20 protein-coding genes, 12 tRNA genes and 4 riboswitches are annotated in these 18778 nt (G+C 37.5%); of the genes, 2 read left to right on the top strand and 30 right to left on the bottom strand.

What is annotated here, in order from left to right; genetic code table 11:
- From kdpB to tenA, 16 genes are all read right to left on the bottom strand, one after another.
- Nucleotides 1-2091: a potassium-transporting ATPase subunit KdpB gene (gene kdpB / locus DN408_RS11815; protein WP_002125344.1), complete on the bottom strand. Its 2091-nt coding sequence runs from the start codon at nt 2089-2091 to the stop codon at nt 1-3.
- Between the two features lie 13 nt (nt 2092-2104).
- Nucleotides 2105-3772, bottom strand: coding sequence for a potassium-transporting ATPase subunit KdpA (gene kdpA, locus DN408_RS11810; protein ID WP_078178471.1), 1668 nt, complete (start codon nt 3770-3772; stop codon nt 2105-2107).
- A gap of 19 nt (nt 3773-3791) precedes the next feature.
- Entirely contained in the window at nt 3792-3872 is an 81-nt protein-coding gene (gene kdpF, locus DN408_RS11805; RefSeq protein ID WP_000972378.1) for a K(+)-transporting ATPase subunit F, read from the bottom strand.
- Nucleotides 3869-3973: a SipW-dependent-type signal peptide-containing protein gene (locus DN408_RS11800; protein ID WP_000887888.1), complete on the bottom strand. Its 105-nt coding sequence runs from the start codon at nt 3971-3973 to the stop codon at nt 3869-3871. Before DN408_RS11800 ends, kdpF begins: the two co-directional genes overlap by 4 nt.
- A 94-nt stretch (nt 3974-4067) precedes the next feature.
- Nucleotides 4068-4213: riboswitch (cyclic di-AMP (ydaO/yuaA leader) on the bottom strand.
- Between the two features lie 262 nt (nt 4214-4475).
- A complete protein-coding gene (locus DN408_RS11795; protein ID WP_016101779.1) occupies nt 4476-4706 on the bottom strand; it encodes a hypothetical protein in 231 nt (76 codons plus the stop codon).
- Between the two features lie 16 nt (nt 4707-4722).
- A complete protein-coding gene (locus tag DN408_RS11790) occupies nt 4723-5109 on the bottom strand; it encodes a hypothetical protein (protein WP_002010661.1) in 387 nt (128 codons plus the stop codon).
- A 93-nt stretch (nt 5110-5202) separates the two neighbouring features.
- Nucleotides 5203-5350: riboswitch (cyclic di-AMP (ydaO/yuaA leader) on the bottom strand.
- An 85-nt stretch (nt 5351-5435) separates the two neighbouring features.
- Complete coding sequence (gene thiD, locus DN408_RS11785) at nt 5436-6248, bottom strand: bifunctional hydroxymethylpyrimidine kinase/phosphomethylpyrimidine kinase (RefSeq protein ID WP_147740109.1); 813 nt, start codon at nt 6246-6248, stop codon at nt 5436-5438.
- Nucleotides 6249-6263: 15 nt separating this feature from the next.
- Entirely contained in the window at nt 6264-7283 is a 1020-nt protein-coding gene (locus tag DN408_RS11780) for a thiazole biosynthesis adenylyltransferase ThiF (protein ID WP_002125334.1), read from the bottom strand.
- Nucleotides 7276-8046: a thiazole synthase gene (thiG, locus tag DN408_RS11775; protein ID WP_002125333.1), complete on the bottom strand. Its 771-nt coding sequence runs from the start codon at nt 8044-8046 to the stop codon at nt 7276-7278. The genes DN408_RS11780 and thiG overlap by 8 nt, the downstream gene beginning before the upstream one ends.
- A 2-nt stretch (nt 8047-8048) precedes the next feature.
- The gene (gene thiS, locus DN408_RS11770; protein WP_001049509.1) at nt 8049-8252 is read right to left on the bottom strand and encodes a sulfur carrier protein ThiS; all 204 of its coding nucleotides are present in this window, start codon (nt 8250-8252) and stop codon (nt 8049-8051) included.
- Between the two features lie 15 nt (nt 8253-8267).
- Entirely contained in the window at nt 8268-9377 is a 1110-nt protein-coding gene (gene thiO, locus DN408_RS11765; protein WP_002186756.1) for a glycine oxidase ThiO, read from the bottom strand.
- Nucleotides 9370-9990, bottom strand: a complete 621-nt coding sequence (tenI, locus tag DN408_RS11760) for a thiazole tautomerase TenI (protein ID WP_016101785.1) — start codon at nt 9988-9990, stop codon at nt 9370-9372. The genes thiO and tenI overlap by 8 nt, the downstream gene beginning before the upstream one ends.
- Before the next feature lie 10 nt (nt 9991-10000).
- Entirely contained in the window at nt 10001-11002 is a 1002-nt protein-coding gene (locus DN408_RS11755; protein WP_002125329.1) for an ABC transporter substrate-binding protein, read from the bottom strand.
- Nucleotides 10999-11751 carry an ABC transporter permease gene (locus DN408_RS11750; protein ID WP_033708231.1) on the bottom strand — a complete coding sequence of 251 codons (753 nt, stop codon included), beginning with the start codon at nt 11749-11751 and terminating at the stop codon, nt 10999-11001. The genes DN408_RS11755 and DN408_RS11750 overlap by 4 nt, the downstream gene beginning before the upstream one ends.
- Entirely contained in the window at nt 11751-12500 is a 750-nt protein-coding gene (locus DN408_RS11745; protein ID WP_078178468.1) for an ABC transporter ATP-binding protein, read from the bottom strand. Before DN408_RS11745 ends, DN408_RS11750 begins: the two co-directional genes overlap by 1 nt.
- Nucleotides 12469-13164, bottom strand: a complete 696-nt coding sequence (tenA, locus tag DN408_RS11740) for a thiaminase II (RefSeq protein ID WP_002125324.1) — start codon at nt 13162-13164, stop codon at nt 12469-12471. Before tenA ends, DN408_RS11745 begins: the two co-directional genes overlap by 32 nt.
- An 89-nt stretch (nt 13165-13253) precedes the next feature.
- A riboswitch (TPP riboswitch) is annotated at nt 13254-13357 on the bottom strand.
- 60 nt (nt 13358-13417) lie between these two features.
- Nucleotides 13418-13530, bottom strand: a riboswitch (TPP riboswitch).
- A gap of 259 nt (nt 13531-13789) precedes the next feature.
- On the opposite strand from tenA, the gene DN408_RS11735 reads away from it, so the two are divergent.
- Entirely contained in the window at nt 13790-14944 is a 1155-nt protein-coding gene (locus DN408_RS11735; protein WP_078178467.1) for an SH3 domain-containing protein, read from the top strand.
- 5 nt (nt 14945-14949) lie between these two features.
- Complete coding sequence (locus tag DN408_RS11730) at nt 14950-15282, top strand: hypothetical protein (protein WP_078178466.1); 333 nt, start codon at nt 14950-14952, stop codon at nt 15280-15282.
- Nucleotides 15283-15523: 241 nt separating this feature from the next.
- Here the strand turns inward: DN408_RS11730 and DN408_RS11725 are convergent, their stop codons facing one another.
- The 14 genes from DN408_RS11725 to DN408_RS11660 all read right to left on the bottom strand — a co-directional run bounded on the left by DN408_RS11725 (nt 15524) and on the right by DN408_RS11660 (nt 18749).
- Nucleotides 15524-16675 carry a DUF3965 domain-containing protein gene (locus tag DN408_RS11725; RefSeq protein ID WP_002125318.1) on the bottom strand — a complete coding sequence of 384 codons (1152 nt, stop codon included), beginning with the start codon at nt 16673-16675 and terminating at the stop codon, nt 15524-15526.
- A gap of 423 nt (nt 16676-17098) precedes the next feature.
- The gene (locus DN408_RS11720; RefSeq protein ID WP_002125317.1) at nt 17099-17518 is read right to left on the bottom strand and encodes a CBS domain-containing protein; all 420 of its coding nucleotides are present in this window, start codon (nt 17516-17518) and stop codon (nt 17099-17101) included.
- A gap of 131 nt (nt 17519-17649) precedes the next feature.
- Nucleotides 17650-17721 (bottom strand) — tRNA-Glu (locus DN408_RS11715).
- 1 nt (nt 17722) lies between these two features.
- Nucleotides 17723-17797, bottom strand: a tRNA-Asn gene (locus tag DN408_RS11710).
- Nucleotides 17798-17804: 7 nt separating this feature from the next.
- Nucleotides 17805-17881, bottom strand: a tRNA-Ile gene (locus DN408_RS11705).
- Nucleotides 17882-17889: 8 nt separating this feature from the next.
- A tRNA-Trp gene (locus DN408_RS11700) sits at nt 17890-17960 on the bottom strand.
- A gap of 6 nt (nt 17961-17966) precedes the next feature.
- Nucleotides 17967-18039 (bottom strand) — tRNA-Thr (locus DN408_RS11695).
- A 19-nt stretch (nt 18040-18058) separates the two neighbouring features.
- Nucleotides 18059-18134 (bottom strand) — tRNA-Phe (locus DN408_RS11690).
- A gap of 9 nt (nt 18135-18143) precedes the next feature.
- Nucleotides 18144-18219 (bottom strand) — tRNA-Asp (locus tag DN408_RS11685).
- 2 nt (nt 18220-18221) lie between these two features.
- Nucleotides 18222-18298 (bottom strand) — tRNA-Met (locus DN408_RS11680).
- Between the two features lie 24 nt (nt 18299-18322).
- Nucleotides 18323-18415: transfer RNA gene (locus tag DN408_RS11675), tRNA-Ser, on the bottom strand.
- Nucleotides 18416-18476: 61 nt separating this feature from the next.
- Nucleotides 18477-18569, bottom strand: a tRNA-Ser gene (locus tag DN408_RS11670).
- A gap of 18 nt (nt 18570-18587) precedes the next feature.
- Nucleotides 18588-18660, bottom strand: a tRNA-Ala gene (locus DN408_RS11665).
- Between the two features lie 15 nt (nt 18661-18675).
- Nucleotides 18676-18749, bottom strand: a tRNA-Pro gene (locus DN408_RS11660).
- Between the last annotated feature and the right edge of the window lie 29 nt (nt 18750-18778).

The raw sequence follows: 18778 nt of genomic DNA, 5'->3' as shown, positions 1-18778 counted from the left end.
TTATATGAACAAGCCGACAATCATATCAATTACTTTAATTCCAATGAATGGAACGATAACTCCACCAAGCCCATAAATGAGTAAGTTTCGGCTAAGCAATGCATTAGAACTCATCGGTTTATACGCAATACCTTTCATCGCTAACGGAATTAGTAGTGGAATAATAACTGCATTAAATATTAATGCTGATAAAATCGCTGAAAGTGGCGATGTTAATTTCATAATGTTCAATGCTTCCATTTGCGGAATTGCTAATGTAAACATCGCTGGAATGATTGCAAAGTATTTTGCTATATCGTTTGCAATACTAAACGTTGTTAACGCACCACGCGTCATTAACAATTGCTTACCAATTCCTACAACCTCAATGATTTTTGTTGGATTCGAATCTAGATCAATCATATTCGCTGCTTCTTTCGCAGCTGTCGTACCACTATTCATCGCTAATCCAACATCCGCCTGCGCTAATGCCGGGGCATCATTTGTACCATCACCTGTCATCGCTACAAGTTTCCCTTTGTCTTGCTCTGCTTTAATAACCGCAATTTTATCTTCTGGTTTACACTCAGCAACGAATTCATCTACTCCTGCTTCCTTTGCAATTGTTGCTGCTGTTAACGGATTATCACCTGTACACATAACCGTTTTAATCCCCATTTGGCGCAATTGTTCAAAACGTTCACGCATACCAGGTTTCACTGTATCCTTTAAATATATTAAACCGTAAATACGATTGTCTACTGCAACTACAAGTGGTGTTCCGCCTTCTTTTGAAATCAAATCTGCTTTTTGATTCACATCTTTTGGAATCATCCCGCCTTGCGATTGAACCCATTCAATCACGGCACCAACAGCACCTTTTCTCACTTTCGTTCCATCCTGTAAATCAACACCGCTCATTCTTGTTTCTGCTTTAAATGGAACAAATTCACCTTGTTCTGCAATTTCTCTATTATATGATATAGATTTCGTTTGTACATATTCTATAACAGATCGACCTTCTGGTGTTTCATCTAAAACTGAGCTAATCGCAGCCCATTTTCCTACTTGTTCAATCGTTTCATTTCCCACAGGGAGTAGTGTATGTGCCATACGGTTCCCGAAAGTAATCGTACCCGTTTTGTCTAAAATAATTGTATTAATATCACCCGCAGCTTCTACTGCTTTCCCTGACATTGCTAGCACATTAAACTTTGTCACGCGGTCCATCCCGGCAATACCAATCGCTGATAATAACCCACCAATTGTCGTTGGAATTAAACAAACTAACAACGCTACAAGTACAGCAGTATCAATTTGAAACCCTAGATAATTTGTGAAAATCGGCAACGTCACAACGACGATTAAGAAAATAAGCGTTAAACTCGTTAATACTGTATTTAAAGCAATCTCATTCGGCGTTTTTTGACGCGCAGCTCCTTCTACTAAAGAAATCATTTTATCAATAAATGATTCGCCAGGGTTACTCGTAATTACAATCGTAATCTCATCACTTACGACCATCGTACCGCCTGTTACGGAACAAAAATCACCACCCGCTTCTTTTATAACAGGAGCTGATTCTCCTGTTATTGCAGATTCATCTACAGACGCTAATCCTTTAATTACTTCACCATCATTCGGAATCATTTCTCCTTGTTTTACAATAACAACGTCACCTTTTCTCAGATCAGTTGCTGAAACTTGAACAATGTCTCCATTTTCTTTTACAACGTTTGCAAACACATCTTTCTTCGATTGTTTTAAAGAATCGGCTTGCGCTTTACCACGACCTTCAGCCAACGCTTCTGCAAAGTTAGCAAATAAAACTGTAAATAATAGAATAAGAGAAACTGTTATATTAAACCATCCTGGTACACTACTGGAAATACTTGGAAGAAAGGATAAAATTAACGTAATGATAAATCCAATTTCCACAACAAACATAATCGGATTCTTTATCATTACTTTCGGGTTCAATTTCGCAAAGGATTGTTTCATCGCATGTGTCACGATATCACGATCCATCGTTTTCGCTTGTCTAACTTCATCTTCTACAGCATGTATTTGTGACTGATTTACTTGTTTTTCTTTTACTACTACCGGTCTCATCATTTACCCTCCATTACTTCAATGTAAGAAATTCTGCAATTGGGCCGAGTACTAACATCGGGAAAAATGTTAACGCACCAACAATTACAATCGTTCCAATAAAGATTCCTCCAAATAAACCATTATCCGTACGGAACGTTCCGACTGTTTCTGGTACTACCGTCTTCTCTTTCAATGAAGCTGCCACAGCTAGCATCGTAATTAAACTGAAATAACGTCCTAAAAACATAACTAAACCAGTCGTAATATTCCAAAACGGTGTATTATCTGCTAATCCTTCAAATCCAGATCCGTTATTCGCAGCTGACGATGTGTATTCATATACAACTTGCGTTAAACCGTGAAAACCGGAGTGAGAAATCGCATCCGTTCCTAAACTTGTTGAAAGAGCTAATGCTGAAAATCCTAAAATAAGTAATGGATGAAATAGAATCGTTACTGCAATTAATTTCATTTCCTTACCTTCAATCTTTTTACCTAAAAACTCTGGTGTCCTTCCGACCATTAATCCAGATATAAAGACTGCAATAATTGCATACATAATAATATTAATAAAGCCCGCTCCAACACCACCGTATACTGTATTCAACATCATATTTACGAGTGGTACTAATCCGCCAATTGGTGTTAACGTATCATGCATCGTATTAACGGCCCCTGTTTCAGCAGCTGTCGTTACTGTTGCGTATAGTGAAGAAAATACTGTTCCAAATCGCACTTCTTTTCCTTCTGTACTTCCTTGTACATGTTCGATACCCATTCCATTTAATGCCGGATTACCATTTAATTCAGATGTAGTAATCGTTATAAATCCGAGTAAAAACACCATAAATAGTGAAACGAAAAGGGTACGTCCTTGTTTTTTATTTCCTACCATTCTTCCGTACGTAAATGGAAGTGCTGTTGGCAATAACATCATAAGCATCATTTGCAAAATATTACTCATTTGCCCTGGATTTTCGAAAGGATGTGTAGAGTTTGCTCCGAAAAATCCTCCGCCGTTATTTCCAAGTTCCTTAATGGAAACGAATGATGCAACTGGACCACGTAAAATACTTTGCTTCGCACCATCAATTGTTTGTGCTGTAACCGCCCCATCTAACGTTTGTGGTACACCAAGTGCGACAAAGACTAACGCCGCAATAAATGCGATAGGAAGAAAAACTCTCGTTAACGCTCTCGTAAAATCAACGAAAAAGTTACCAAGTTCTTTTCCAGCGAGCCCTCTTATAAATGCCATAACGATGGCTAACGTCGTTGCTGGTGCCGCAAACATTAAAAATGTAATCCCGATTAATTGTGATAAATAAGATAAACCATTTTCACCGCTGTAATGTTGTAAGTTTGTATCAGCCATAAAACTAATCGCTGTATTAAAAGCGAGCGTAGGCTTCATCCCTTCAATATGCGCTGGATTTAATGGCAATACACCTTGTAATCTGAAAATGAAATATACGACGACAATCATAAATCCATTGAGTAGAACTAATGATAATGCATACTGTTTCCACGTTTGATTGTATCCTTTTACACCTGTAATTTTAAAAATAAGTTTCTCAAAAGGCCCGAATACTTTATCTAGCTTCTTGCTACCTTGAAAGGCTTTCTCTAAATAAATCCCCGTTGGCTTTGCTACTAAAATAAACAAGAGCATTGTAATAACGACTGCAACCCAAATCATAATGAATGATTCCCCCTAATTAAAACTTTTCTGGATTTAATAATGCGTATACTAAGTACACCGTAATCGCTGCAACAATAACCGATAAGGCAATCATCATGATTGCTTCCCTTCTTTCACAACTTTATCTGACCAACTTGCAAGACTTGCCATCGATGCGACTAACCCAACAAAAATACCGATCATTACAACATCTAACATAACTACCCCTCACTTTTGTTAATTTTTACCATCTAGTTATCAAAAAAAGAACACTAAGCTCTACTTAGTGTTCGAAACGAACAACACAAAGTAAACCTCCTCTCTAAACGCTTACGAGGTTAGCTGTCGGATTCGGGCCTAAAGAGTAGCCCTACTTTCAAAATTGAAAGATTCACCCCAAGTGACAATGCACAAAATTGGTTCCCCCGCTCCATTTCTGGAACTCAGCGATTTTAGGTTTTTTTTGGAAATTTTACGAATGATTTATGAGAGTAAATATACTCCTCTAAATTTAACTTGTAAAGGGGTAAATTACTGAAAATAAGAAAATATCCATCTATTTAAGCGTTTACATTAGTTGTTATTAATATTTTTTCATCTGTTTTCTCGTCTTTCCTTTCTTTTTCACAGAAATGATCTTTTAAATACGAAATAAAAAGAGCGAATTACATGAAGTGCATAGCTTGTTGCACTCAGCATTCGCTCTTTTTTCATTCAACCTTTATTCTCCACGCAAAAAAGCACGCAAATTTCTCCCTCGAATATAAACTTGTGATAATTCCGCATGTAACTGCTCATATTCGGTAATATCCGCCTCTAAATACAAAACATCTTTTGATGGTAATATAATATATGGACCTGGAAAAAGAGGATCGAGCACTACCAATTCGTGAACTCTCTCTACCGATATCGCCCAACGATTCGCTATATCTCCTAGTAACAACACTTTCATCTTCATTTCCCCCACCTTATTCAAAAAATAAAAAAGAAATATTATCACAGTTCGTAAACACTACAAATTTAGCTCCAATTGTTTCATAGAGCCTGGCCGGATAGCGTTTATTCTTTGTAACAACAGTAATAGGCGCTTGAAAAGAAAAACGAATGTGTTCTGTGAAGAAACTAACTATCGGAAGCTCATCCCCTAGTAAAATCACCTTCTTAATACGTGTGCAAATACTAGTAAAATCCTTCTCCTTATTACAGCTATAAGCTGATTCAAACCCATACTCTCTAACTTCAGCCGCTATCTCTTCATTGGCTGTAAAAATAATTAACTCATGCTGAAATGCTACTAGCTCTCTTAAACTCTTTACCTTGTTTTTTTCTCCAACACAAATAAGTGTTAGTTCCATGTACCTCATCCTCCTTAGCATAAAAGAACTCAAACATAGATTGATATTCTCCTATACTAATCAGACCGATGAAGTGATGTATCCATCATGGCACCGTCCTCTCTCAAGACGCTTACGAAGTTAGCTGTCGGATTCGGACTTTGAGAGTAGCCCTACTTTCAACATTGAAAGATTCACCCCTAGTGACGACGCACAAATTGGTTCCTCCGCTCCATACATTTGGACTCAGCGTATTACAAAAAATATATTCTGGCTGATATATTACTCCTGTATTTGGAAAAAGTAAACACAAAAAAAGCCAGTTAACAAACTGGCTTCTCGTATCTTTATACATGCGTCTTATTCAATTTATATGCAAAATGATTCGTCGGCCCATGACCACTTCCAATATTCAATGGCTCTTCAATTGCTATACTAATAAATCGTTTTGCTTCTTGAACTGCCTCTTCCATCAAGTAGCCCTTCGCAAGTCCTGCTGTAACCGCTGAAGCAAATGTACACCCACTTCCGTGCGTTTGCTTCGAAGGAATTCGTTCACTTCTAAATTCAATAAACTGCTCACCATCAAAGAGTAAATCAATTACTTCATTACCTTGATATTCTGCATGTCCGCCCTTCATAAGCACATATTTAGCCCCTAATTCATGCAATACTTTTGCAGCTTCCTTACTATCTTCTACATTATGAATCTCCATTCCAGTTAACACTTCTGCTTCAGGAACATTCGGTGTGACAACAGTTGCTACTGGCAATAAATATTCTTTTAATGCTTGTACTGCTTCTTGTTGTAATAATGACGCACCGCCTTTAGCAATCATAACAGGATCTAGCACAATATTATTCCAGCCAAATTTCTTAATATGCTCTGCCACAATTTGAATAATTTCACTACTAAATAACATTCCCAGTTTCACAGCATCTGGCGTTAAATCCGTACCAATTGAATTCAGCTGCTCCGTAATCCCTTCTAAAGAAACAGGATATACCCCTTGAACGCCAAACGTATTTTGAGCAGTAATTGCTGTAATAGCCGTCATTCCATACACACCAAGCTCTTGGAATGTTTTTAAATCCGCCTGAATCCCAGCGCCGCCTCCGCTATCAGACCCTGCAATTGTTAAAGCTTTATTCACTTTCATCCCACTCATCCTTTTCTACCCAAAATAGCGATGATAAATTGTTTTCGCTTCGCTTATATCTTTCGTGCCATGTACAAGTACACGGCCATCTTTAAAAGCAACTAATCTCTTTTCTTCAACCGAAAATGATAATAAATATGGATTTACATTCAAATCATTCACGCGATCATTCAGCAATTTTTTATATTGTTCAAAATCCATTTCCTCTTTATGAGGTGGTCTAATTTGAACTGTATTTCTCCCGCATAACACTGCTGTTTTTGAAGTGTTTTCCTTATTTAAATATGGATATACTGCCTGTTCACCACACGATAGACAATTATGTTTACGAAGCTTTCGCACATTCATACATGAATATTCATTTTTCCATACATCAAATGATACAAGCCCATCTCGAAGCGAGTCATAATCTTCTACTAACAGTTTAAGTGTTTCCGTTACTTGATGAGAAACGACAAGAGACACAGCAGGCGATATAATCCCCGCTGTATCACATGTCGCTCCGCCAAGCGGAATCGATTGTAATAAACAAGATAAACATGGCGTTTTTCCTGGAAGAATAGTATAAGAAAGACCGTAACTCCCTACACATGCCCCATAAACCCATGGAATAGAATATTTTTGCGATATATCATTCACAATGAAACGTGTTTCAAAATTGTCAGTCGCATCGATGATTACATCAACATTTGTAACGAGTTCTTCCAACTCTTCAGCCGTTACATCCTGAACGAGAGCTTCTACTCTTACTTCACTATTAACCTCTTCTAGACGTTTTTTTGCCGCTACAGCCTTCGGAAGATTATTCTCTACATCACTCTCTGCATACAATTGTTGTCTTTGCAAATTACTCCAATCGACATAATCACGGTCAACAATTGTTACTTGACCGACGCCTGCTCTTACAAACATCTCTGCGTTTGCACTACCTAATGCGCCTGCACCGATAATAAGTACATGCTTTGTCCTTATCTTTTGTTGCCCTTCTTCCCCAATTGGAGAAAATAGCTCTTGGCGAGAATATCGATTATTCAACTACGCTCATTCCTTCTAAAGGACTACTTGCTGTTGCACAACGTTTACGTGCAATACGACCTGCTTCAAACCCTAATCGTCCTGCCTCAATACCTAATTTCATTGCATATGCCATTTTAATAGGATCGTTCGATCCAGATACTGCAGTATTTAATAACACACCATCTGCTCCTAATTCCATTGCAAATGCTGCATCAGCTGGACTACCAATACCAGCGTCAACGATAACTGGTACTGTCGCTTGTTCAATAATGAAACTTAAATTTAATGGATTTACAATACCAAGCCCTGAACCAATCGGTGATGCTCCTGGCATAATCGCGTGTACACCAAGTTCTTGTAATTTACGAGCTAATACAACATCATCAGATGTGTATGGTAGAACGATAAATCCTTCTTCTAGTAACATTTCAGATGCCTTTAACGTTTCTACTGGATCAGGTAATAACGTTCTATCATCACCAATAACTTCTACTTTTATCATGTCACAAAGTCCAGAAGCTTTTGCTAATTTTGCAATACGAACAGCTTCTTCAGCATTTTTTGCTCCTGCTGTATTCGGTAATAACGTATATTTTTTCACATCAAGTTTCTCTAATAAATTAGGCTGCTTCGCATCGAATATATCCATACGACGTACTGCGAATGTTAAAATCTCAGCCTCAGAAACATCAATTGCCTTTTGCTGCACATCAAAATCAGGGAATTTCCCTGTTCCTAATAAAAGTCTAGAATGAAATGAAAATTGTCCAATGTTTAACATAATCAACCGCCTCCTACGAAAGTTACAATCTCAATTTGGTCCCCATCAAAAACAGATGTATCGTTATGATCATCTTTTTGTAAAATATCTTTATTACGTTCTACTACAACAATTCTGTTATCTAACTCTAAATGTGTAAGTAGCCCAGCTACTGTTTTCACACTCTCTGGTACTTCAATTTGGTTACCATTAATTTTTAAATTCAAACTTCCATCCCCTTTCTAAACCGTTTTAGAAAGCAATGAATCTAGCAAGTGATTCTCCTGCTTTCCTTCTATTAAATCAGCCATATACTGACCAGAAACAGGACTTAATAAAATGCCGTTTCGATAATGTCCAGTACAAGCATATAAACCTTTTATTTCTTCATGCTCTCCCATATAAGGAGCTTCATGATTAGACTGCGGTCTTAACCCAGCCCACGTACTTTCCCATTCTGCTTCTTTTAAAGCAGGCAATATTGTATACGCACGCTCTAATATGGAAGTAATACTTTCTGGTTGTACAGATTTATTAAATGTATGAGGCTTCATCGTTGCCCCAATCACATAACGGCCACCGCGCTTCGGCGTAATATAAAACCTCTCCTGGAAAATAGGAGCTTTCAACAGAGGTTTCCTGCTTCTTACTGCAACAACCTCCCCCTTAACAGGATATGTACCCCAATCACTCTGAAAATAATGTAGCAATTTCGTACTCCATGATCCTCCGGCGATAACGACTTTTTCACATGTGATTACACCTTCGCTTGTCACAATTCCAGTCACTTTATTATTTTCAATACGAATATCAAACACTTCTGTTTGTTCATATATATCAGCTCCGGAAATTGCTGCAGAATGTGCGAATGCTTTCGTAAGCTCTGGTGCAATAACTTGACCATCTTTCGGATAATACACCGCCCCTATAATTGACTCGGAAAGAAACGGCTCTTTTTCCCGTAAATGGTCCCCCGTTAGAAATCGGGAATCTTCACCTGTTTTCTGCTGCCAATCCATAATATGAAGAATTCTTTTCTTCTCATCTTCATTTTGAGCGATGCGATAAATGCCCTTTTCTTCATACCCAATATCGATGCCTGTTTTTTCACGTAAAACTGCTGCAAGTTGTGGAAATATAGCACGGCTTTCTCTAGCAAGCTCAAACAACGGATCATATGCATCCCATTCTGCCTGAACACCGAGCAAACCAGCAGCTGCTTTCGAAGCTTCAGATGCGATTCTTTGCTTCTCTACAATCGCTACTTTATGCCCTCTTTCTGCTAGAAAGTGTGCAACTGAACTACCAATTACACCTCCGCCAATAATCGCTACATCATACTTCTTACACATGTTTTTCCGCCCACTTTCTTATTGATTCCTTATAAGATTTCGCCTTGCTATACGGATTACTACTGCTTATAATCCCGGACATAACAGCAATGCCACTTACACCATTTGCAAGAACATCACCTGTATTTTCAGGGGTAATCCCACCAATTGCAGTTATTGGTATGGATAAACAACTTGCCATATGAGCAATTTCTTCTAATCCTCTCGCTGGCACACCTTTTTTACAATCTGTCGGAAATACATGACCATAAACGAGTGAATCTGCTCCATTTTTAAATGCTACTATCGCTTCATCTAGCGAATGTACTGAATAACCGACATGCAAATAAGAAAACTTTTCTTTTACTAACCTTACATCTGCGCTTCGATATCCTAGCTGAACACGCGGAATATTTAATAGAATAGCAATATCAATTCGATCATTTATCACTATCTTCGATGCTGGAAAGCCTTTCCCCAAAAGACTTTCCACACCTTCATACAATTCCTTCGTACTTTTCTCACGCTCACGAATATGCAAATAATCGATCTCACTCTCAATTTGCATCGCTACATTCACTAACTCTTCGAATGGCATATGGCCATTTGAGATTACATGGAGCTCATTTTTCATATTCATTCGCCTACTTTAAAATGTTTTCAAATAATTCATCGGCTGGAACGATTTCTTTCGTCATTCCTTTGTCTTTCAACCATTTGTTTTGTTTCTCCCATGACTCTTTTGAATCCGATAAGAATGGCTCATCTTTCGTTTCCATCTTCTCTAATAAAATTTTCATACTTTCTTTTTCAACTTCTGGTACAAGCGGGAAGTTTTCTTTTTCTTGATGATTTAATAAAATATTTAATGCTTCATCGGGTTTTTTCTTCATAAAGTCATACCCTTTTTGTGCCCCACGTAAAAAGGCTTGCAATGCTTCTTTATCTTTTTTCAACGTTTTATCACCCGTTACAAACACAAGCTCATGATAGTTCGGTACACCATAATCTGCTGGATTAAAGTATGCTGGTTCATGACCTTCATGACGCATAACAGGTACTTCATGGTTAATGTATGCCCCTGTTACCGCATCCACTTTTTTCGTAATTAATGCTGGTACTAAATCAAAGCCAACATCGACTACTTTCACTGTATCTGGATTACCACCAGCTTCTTTTACCATCGTTTTTAAATACATCTCACTTAAAGGTGTTCCAGAATATCCAACTGTTTTCCCCTCTAAATCTTTTGGCGATTGAATGCCTGCTGATTTCAGTGATACAACATGATTTAACGGTGAACGTACGACAGCTCCAATTGATTTCACTGGAATTTGTTCATTTGCTTTTGCCATGACAACATCTGGTTGATAATACAAACCAACTGTCACTTTCCCTGCTGCCGCTAGCGTTAATGGATCAGTCGGATTAGAAGGGAATTTAATATTCACCTTGACTCCTTCTTCTTTAAAGTATCCTTTTTCAATTGCCGTATAAATAAAGCTATGTACCGCATTCGGGTACCAATCAAGCATTACTGTTATTTCTTTTTCTGATTTATTCTTATCTGATGCCGAGTTACTCGAACATCCTGCAATCATTGCAACTAATAATGTAAACACAAAGATGCGTTTTAATAATTTCATGAATGTTTCCTCCAACTAATAAATTTCTTTTCCAATATGGAAATAAGTATGACGAAGAAAATAGCTAATAATGATAACAATACGATTGGTGCAAATACACCAGCTCCGTCTAACTGCGTCATCATTCTTTTACTGAAATATCCAAGCCCAGCTTGTGCACCGAGCCATTCACCAATCGCTGCCCCAATAACGCTAAGTGGTACCGCAATTTTTAACGCTGAAAAAAAGTAAGGAAGAGCAGATGGCAACTTTAGCTTTAGAAAAACATCTTTTTTCGTTGCACCATATGTAACTAATAGCTCCTCCCATTCTTTTTTCGTACTGCGCAGTCCATCATACGTATTGACCGCAATTGGGAAAAACGTAATTAAAACGGTAACAACAACCTTACTCCAGATGGTATATCCAAACCATAAAACGAAGAGCGGCGCAAGCGCAGTAATCGGGATGGTTTGTGAAGCAACTAATAACGGATAAAATGCTCTTTCCATCCACGTACTCGCATTCATTAACATTGCTAGCCCTACGCCCAGTACGATAGAAATAACAACGCCTATTAAAACGACGTACAACGTTGCAGGTAAATGAACGGTAAATAATATATCTTTCAGCGCCCATATCTTCATTACAATTGCAGAAGGTGATGGCAAAATGTACATCTCATCTACAATTCTTGCTCCTACTTCCCACAGAGCAAGTAAAATTCCACTTAATATTAGGGCAGGTAATAACTCCTTCAAGCGATTCATCATACGAGTACCTGCCTTTGTAACATACTAAGGAGCTCTTCTTTAAGCGCTAACACTTCAGGCTTATATAAATCTTTTCTTGTTCGGTTACGATCAAGCGGCACAATTCGCTCAGTTAAAGTTGCTATCGGTTGATTTTCTACAACCAAAATTCGATTAGAAAGAAACAATGCTTCTTCAACATCATGAGTGATAAATAAAATTGTTTTTTCCCACTCTTTCCATTGTTCAAACAACCATTCTTGCAAAGATGCCTTCGTTAAAGCGTCCAATGCGCTAAACGGTTCATCTAACAATAATATCTCCCCGCCTGTTAATAAAGTTCGGATAAAAGATACGCGTTGCCTCATACCACCAGATAAATCTTTCGGATATTTTTTCTCGTACCCTTGTAAACCAAATTTATGTAACAGTTGTTTCGCTTTTACTTGCGCTTCTTTCTTCTGCACACCTTGGCACTCTAGCGGCAGGGCAGCATTCTCAATAATCGTCCTCCACGGCAAGAGCATATCTTTTTGGGGCATATACCCTACAGGATGACTCTTTGTTTTTGTCAGCTCTATCTGTCCAGTACTTGCCTCTTCTAAGCCTGTAATAAGGCGAAATAAAGTACTTTTCCCGCATCCACTCGGCCCGATAATACTTACAAACTCTTTATCTTGTATAGAAGCATTTAATTCATTGATGATTGGTTTCTCATCATAATGAAAGGAAACATTATGAAACTGTAGTATGTTCTTGCTCCTCAAAACCCCACATCTCCTTACGATAAGCCATATCCCAGAATAAATATTCAAATCGGCTGGAATATAAGAAAATCTCCTCTAATCGGTCTAGCTCTTTCTCTGACTTTCCAACTGCCATTTCATTTAATAAATCTATTAACCAAATACAAAGGTTACCGTATTCTTCAGAACAATATCCTTGAATCCACTCTCCAAAGAACTCATGATCGCTTGCTCCAGGAATATCATTTAAACGCTTTCCGATCTCCCAATAGCTCCACATACATGGAAGTAAAGCTGATATTAATTCTGCAAGTGTGCCATTTTGAGATACAGACATCATGTAATTTGTATAGGCTAAATTTTTAGCAGATGGTTTCGCAGATTCTATCTCCTCTACAGTAATGCCAAGTTTATTTGCATACTGTTTATGGATCGTCATTTCTCCATTTAAAATCCCATCAATTTGCTCTGCAAATTTTGCCATAACTTGTGGATTCGTTGCCTTTACAACCCCAATTGCATATAGCTTTGCATAATCTAACAAATATAAATAATCTTGAATAATATAATACTGGAATTTGTCTTTTTCCAACGTACCATCCCCCATACCTACTACAAACGGATGATTATGACTTTTCTCCCAAACAGGCTGCACCGTATCAAATAATCTTTCACAAAATTTCATTAATAATTCCCCTTCCTATATATCTATTTATCTCAATAAAAAAACCACTTCTGTATATAAGAAGTGGTTACAGCAAATAAAATTATAATTTATTCGTTGTTCCACTTCCCTTCGCTAGTATTATCTAGATCAGGTGTTGTAAGGGTTAAGGATTATTCCTCTCTCAGCACGAAAAGCACCCCTAGTGGTGTTAATATGAAATTTTCAAATAAAAAAGCCCCGTTTCTATACGCAAAGAAACGGGGACTCATTGTTAATGTCCGAATTGCTTCCCTACGCTAGCATAATCTAGATCAGGTAATAAAAAGGATCAAAGGCTTATGGCCCTACTCTCAGCTGGCAACACCAGCCCTCCTAGCAAACTATAAAATTATCACTGTCAGTATAACATCGCCATAAGACATCATCAACTGTTTTAATTTTCTTAATTAAGAATTAATTCTTAACGTGTTAAACAAATATAAATGCGACCTCACAAATGATATATACAATATTTATATACGAATCTCTCTTCTGACATTATTTTTATTGATTTCATATTACATTTATGTGAATACGACCAATATATTATATCTTTATACTATAATAAAATTACAACTATACAACTAGAGGAGGTCTTTATTACATGAATATGAAAGCCACAGCTTTAACAGCAACTACTATCGCAATTGCTTCTTTACTTCCTTCTATGGGAGAATCCGATATACAAACAGCGGCTGCTAAGCAACCATCTACAGTAAAAACTGGATATGTAAAAATTGACAACGTTGCACTACATCAAAATAGCCATACAGACAGTGCAATAGTTGATACCATTCGATTTAATAGCCCGGTTACTATTCTTGAAACAGTTCAAGATTGGTATAAAGTATCTGTTAACAACAAAACAGGCTATATGAAAAAAGATGCAATTCTATTCAAAAAAAATGTTCAACCAAAGTCTCAATATATCGTAACTGCAAACGCATTAAACGTTCGTTCTGAACCTAATACAGAGTCTTCTATTCTAGATATATTACCAAATGGTCAATTCATTACCATTCAAGGTGAACAAGGAGATTGGTACAAAATATTACATAACGGTCAAATTGGTTACGTACAAAAAACATTTGTATCTAATGGATCCACACCTCTAGTAAAAGGTGTAACAGTACAAGGTTCTCCTTCGTATACTGTTGCAACACCAAAATTAAATGTACGTAGCAATGCTAGCACAAGTGGCACTCTACTTGGCTCATTACAAAATGGTACACAAGTACAAGTAGTAGAAACGGTAGGTACTTGGTATAAAATTCGTTTTGGCACAGGATACGGATATGTAGCAAAACACTATGTAGTGCAAAATCAACCACAAGCTAAAACAGCTCAACCTGCATCAATTCCAGCAGTTTTCAAATTCCCTACTCAAGGGAAAATCAGCTCCACTTTTGATATGCGCTGGGAGCAAATGCATTATGGTATAGATATAGCAGCACAAGGAAATGTCTCTATTCAAGCTGCTGCTGCAGGTAAGGTTGTGAAATCTTATTATTCGGCTAGCTACGGCAATGTCGTGTTCATCGCCCATCAAATAAATGGGAAATTATATACAACAGTTTATGCTCATATGAAGGATCGCACTGTACAAGCTGGTGATCAAGTACAAACTGGACAATTAGTAGGTCATATGGGAAACACAGGTCATTCATACGGGCAACATCTCCATTTTGAATTACATAATGGGGAATGGAATTTTGAAAAAACAAATGCAGTAAACCCACTGCCATATTTAGTTAGGTAAATTATATGCCACGCAATATACCTCTCTTTATTGAATACCTGGCCTTTTTAGGTTTAATCTGTTGTTTAATCATTTATAATACGAACACTGTATTTTTATCTATTATTATTGCTTTTGTTGCTTTAGAAATCATTATGGAAGCATTACAAATGCGGCTAAAACAAAAAATTGCCCATATTTATAATGTAATTTTTCTTTTAAGTGCTCTTGTAACAAATATAATTAGTAATGGTTTTTATTTATCTACCGTACTTCCTGTATTCTTTATAGGTGTTTTATTATTCATAGCTAGATACGTTCATGTTCCTAATAACCAAAAACATGAACAAGAAGCTTAGAAAGAGGAGACACTGTGTACCAATCTTTCAAAGATAATCCAATGAAATATATATTGAATTTATATGAAAAAATGAATACTTTTTTTGGTATACAAGGAAGTTATACTGCACAATTTCTCCTTTATGGAATGTTATTTCTTATCTTAGGTACTTTCTCCTTGCTTTACTAACAAAAAAAGGATCTCACATAAACTTGAGATCCTTTTTAATTTATATTAATTTTTAATATGAAAAATATGGTTTATCCACAAGCATATTTTTCATAAATGAAACTAAGATTATATTTTTTCTCTAAGCTCATTCTTTGTTCATCGTCGCACCAATAGAAAAGAATATCATGAATCGTTGCATAACGCTTATTTTTAAGAAATAGTTTAAAGAATGATGGTAAACAATCATGTAATTGTATAAATATATAATTGCGTAGTATTTCTTCTTTGTATTCAATTCCCTTACAAATATACAGTAATTCTTCACAGTAATATGCATGCTGTGGAACTTGGATCATTTCGAAAAATGGTACATATGATAGTAGCTTTCCAATAAAATGACCATACCGATCCATTACCCCTATCGTCATATGCTCCATCATTTCTTTCATCACATATAAATAATCATCTACATGAGTTGTCTTTAAAGGGTCTAATCGATCGGAAATTTGTGAAAGTACAGCTCTTTGACAAGCTAAAACCGCTTGACTAGGTCCATAATATGATAGGAAGTCTGTACACTTACGATACTTCCGTAATAAGTCATGTGTATATAAATCATACACAAAAGTATTACAATACATTGCCAGACTCATCATATCACTATTTAATTGCTCTTTTGACAGTAGCTTAGCTCGCTTACACATATAAAAGAATGTAAATTCCAATACTTCTTTATGAGATAATAGATGTTTGCAATCTGTTATACATTTCTCATTAAATTTAACTCGATCCCAAATTTCTACATCCTCAGCTGTTAATTCACCAATACGATATTTAATAATTAAATAGTTTAAAGCAACTGCTTTCGTCAAAAGATCCCATGTTTCATACTCCAATGAAGTTCGGACAAATTCATCTAGCCCTTGGGTTATCATAAAAGCATTTGCCTCTTCATACCAACCAATCTCTTGACATAAACGAAGAATACGTACTAGAGTTGGAATTTCATCTTTATGAAACTGCGGTAAATTCTTTACTTTATTCATGCCATATACGATAAATGGCGCTAAATTTTCTTCTTTATAAAATTCTTTTTCTTTCCATACTAATATAGTTCGCTCTTTCCCTTCACCTTTTGGATGACAAGGTACAAGCAAAGAAAATAACTCAGCGAAATCATTTGGTTCTATATATGTATCTGTAACCAAATTCCAATTTGGATCGCCCTGTACAGCCCTCATATAATTCCCCTTCCCTTTTTATCCCGCTATTTGCGGGCAGTAAGACTCCCACCTCAAAATTCTGCGAATGCGAGGAAGTTAGGTAGGAGATAAAACTGCCCATAAAAGCCCGATTGGTTCAACTAATAATTATTTTGGGATGGACACCCCCCAATAATTAAAGTTTCACTTTATCTATGTAGGAAATATTAATTCATTATTACATCATTAACGATGAATATTGTTATATTCAAAATCTATCATAATACTTATATCTCTCAGTATATCATTTTTTCTCTTATTAAAAATCAGGAATGACAAATTTAAAAAAACTGTCAAAAATATTGACGCTATACTTATTATATAATGTCTCAGATACATCACGCTAACATATTAGTTTAATCCGTATATACTAGAATAATGTATCTGATCTTTATAAATAGTTTATTCCGTATGCTCTGAGATTTCACTTAAAGCAAACCCTGCTTGATCATCTGCTGATTTTCTTATAGCTAAATCACCTAGTGCTAGCATCCCAACAAGTTGACCGCTCTCAACAACCGGTAACCGTCTAATTTGATATTGTGCCATTAATTCTGTAGCTTTTTCAATAGAATCATCTGGAGAAACTGAAACAATGTTTGTTGTCATTACATTTGTAATTTGATTAGATCCAGGATGTTTTTCAGCAATCCCACGAACAACTAAGTCTCGATCAGTAACAAGCCCAACAACTTGTTTATTTTCAATAACAGGAATCAATCCAACCGATTCTTCTTTCATTTTTACAGCTGCCTCATATACATTGTCTAATGGTGTACAATGTACGATATGAGTACTCATAAGTTCTCTAACTTGCGTCATTTTTCATCTCCTCCTTTTAATACATACCATAGCTTTTCCTAAATCCCTTTATTTATTTCAGAAAAATAAGGTGATAAAAAGAGGCTTATACATAATAAAAAAGAGTCAGCAATATGCTGACTCTTTTTTTATGACCCGTACGGGATTCGAACCCGTGTTACCGCCGTGAAAGGGCGGTGTCTTAACCACTTGACCAACGGGCCATGGCTCCGCAGGTAGGACTCGAACCTACGACCGATCGGTTAACAGCCGATAGCTCTACCACTGAGCTACTGCGGAATATATATGGTGGGCCTAAATGGACTCGAACCATCGACCTCACGCTTATCAGGCGTGCGCTCTAACCAGCTGAGCTATAGGCCCATACTTTACAGGGGCAGTAGGAATTGAACCCACACTGGAGGTTTTGGAGACCTCAGTTCTACCTTTAAACTATGCCCCTAAATGATGCCGGCTAGAGGACTTGAACCCCCAACCTACTGATTACAAGTCAGTTGCTCTACCAATTGAGCTAAGCCGGCATAAAAAAAAACAAAAAAATGGTGGCTCGGGACGGAATCGAACCGCCGACACGAGGATTTTCAGTCCTCTGCTCTACCGACTGAGCTACCGAGCCAACATAAAATGGCGGTCCCGACCGGGGTCGAACCGGCGATCTCCTGCGTGACAGGCAGGCATGTTAACCACTACACCACGGGACCATTGGTTGCGGGGACAGGATTTGAACCTGCGACCTTCGGATTATGAGCCCGACGAGCTACCGTACTGCTCCACCCCGCGACGATATTATGTTTTAAAAATAAATGGAGGAGGTAGAGGGATTCGAACCCCCGCGCGACTCTCGCCGCCTGTCGGTTTTCAAGACCGATCCCTTCAGCCGAACTTGGGTATACCTCCATGAAGGAAAAATTAATATCTTATTCATTTTTATATGTAACTAAACCACTTTTTAAAAAAATGGAGGAGGTAGAGGGATTCGAACCCCCGCGCGACTCTCGCCGCCTGTCGGTTTTCAAGACCGATCCCTTCAGCCGAACTTGGGTATACCTCCGACATATAAAAAATAAAGTGGAGCCTAGCGGGATCGAACCGCTGACCTCCTGCGTGCAAGGCAGGCGCTCTCCCAGCTGAGCTAAGGCCCCATGTTTTTGGGAAAATCGGGAAGACAGGATTTGAACCTGCGACCCCCTGGTCCCAAACCAGGTGCTCTACCAAGCTGAGCCACTTCCCGTTAATAAAAGCGCGCCCGAGAGGAGTCGA

Source organism: Bacillus sp. AR13-1 (assembly GCF_008042285.1).
GTDB lineage: Bacteria > Bacillota > Bacilli > Bacillales > Bacillaceae_G > Bacillus_A > Bacillus_A mycoides.
Note: the sequence above shows the minus strand (reverse complement) of the source record. Positions and strands in the feature narration are given on the sequence as shown.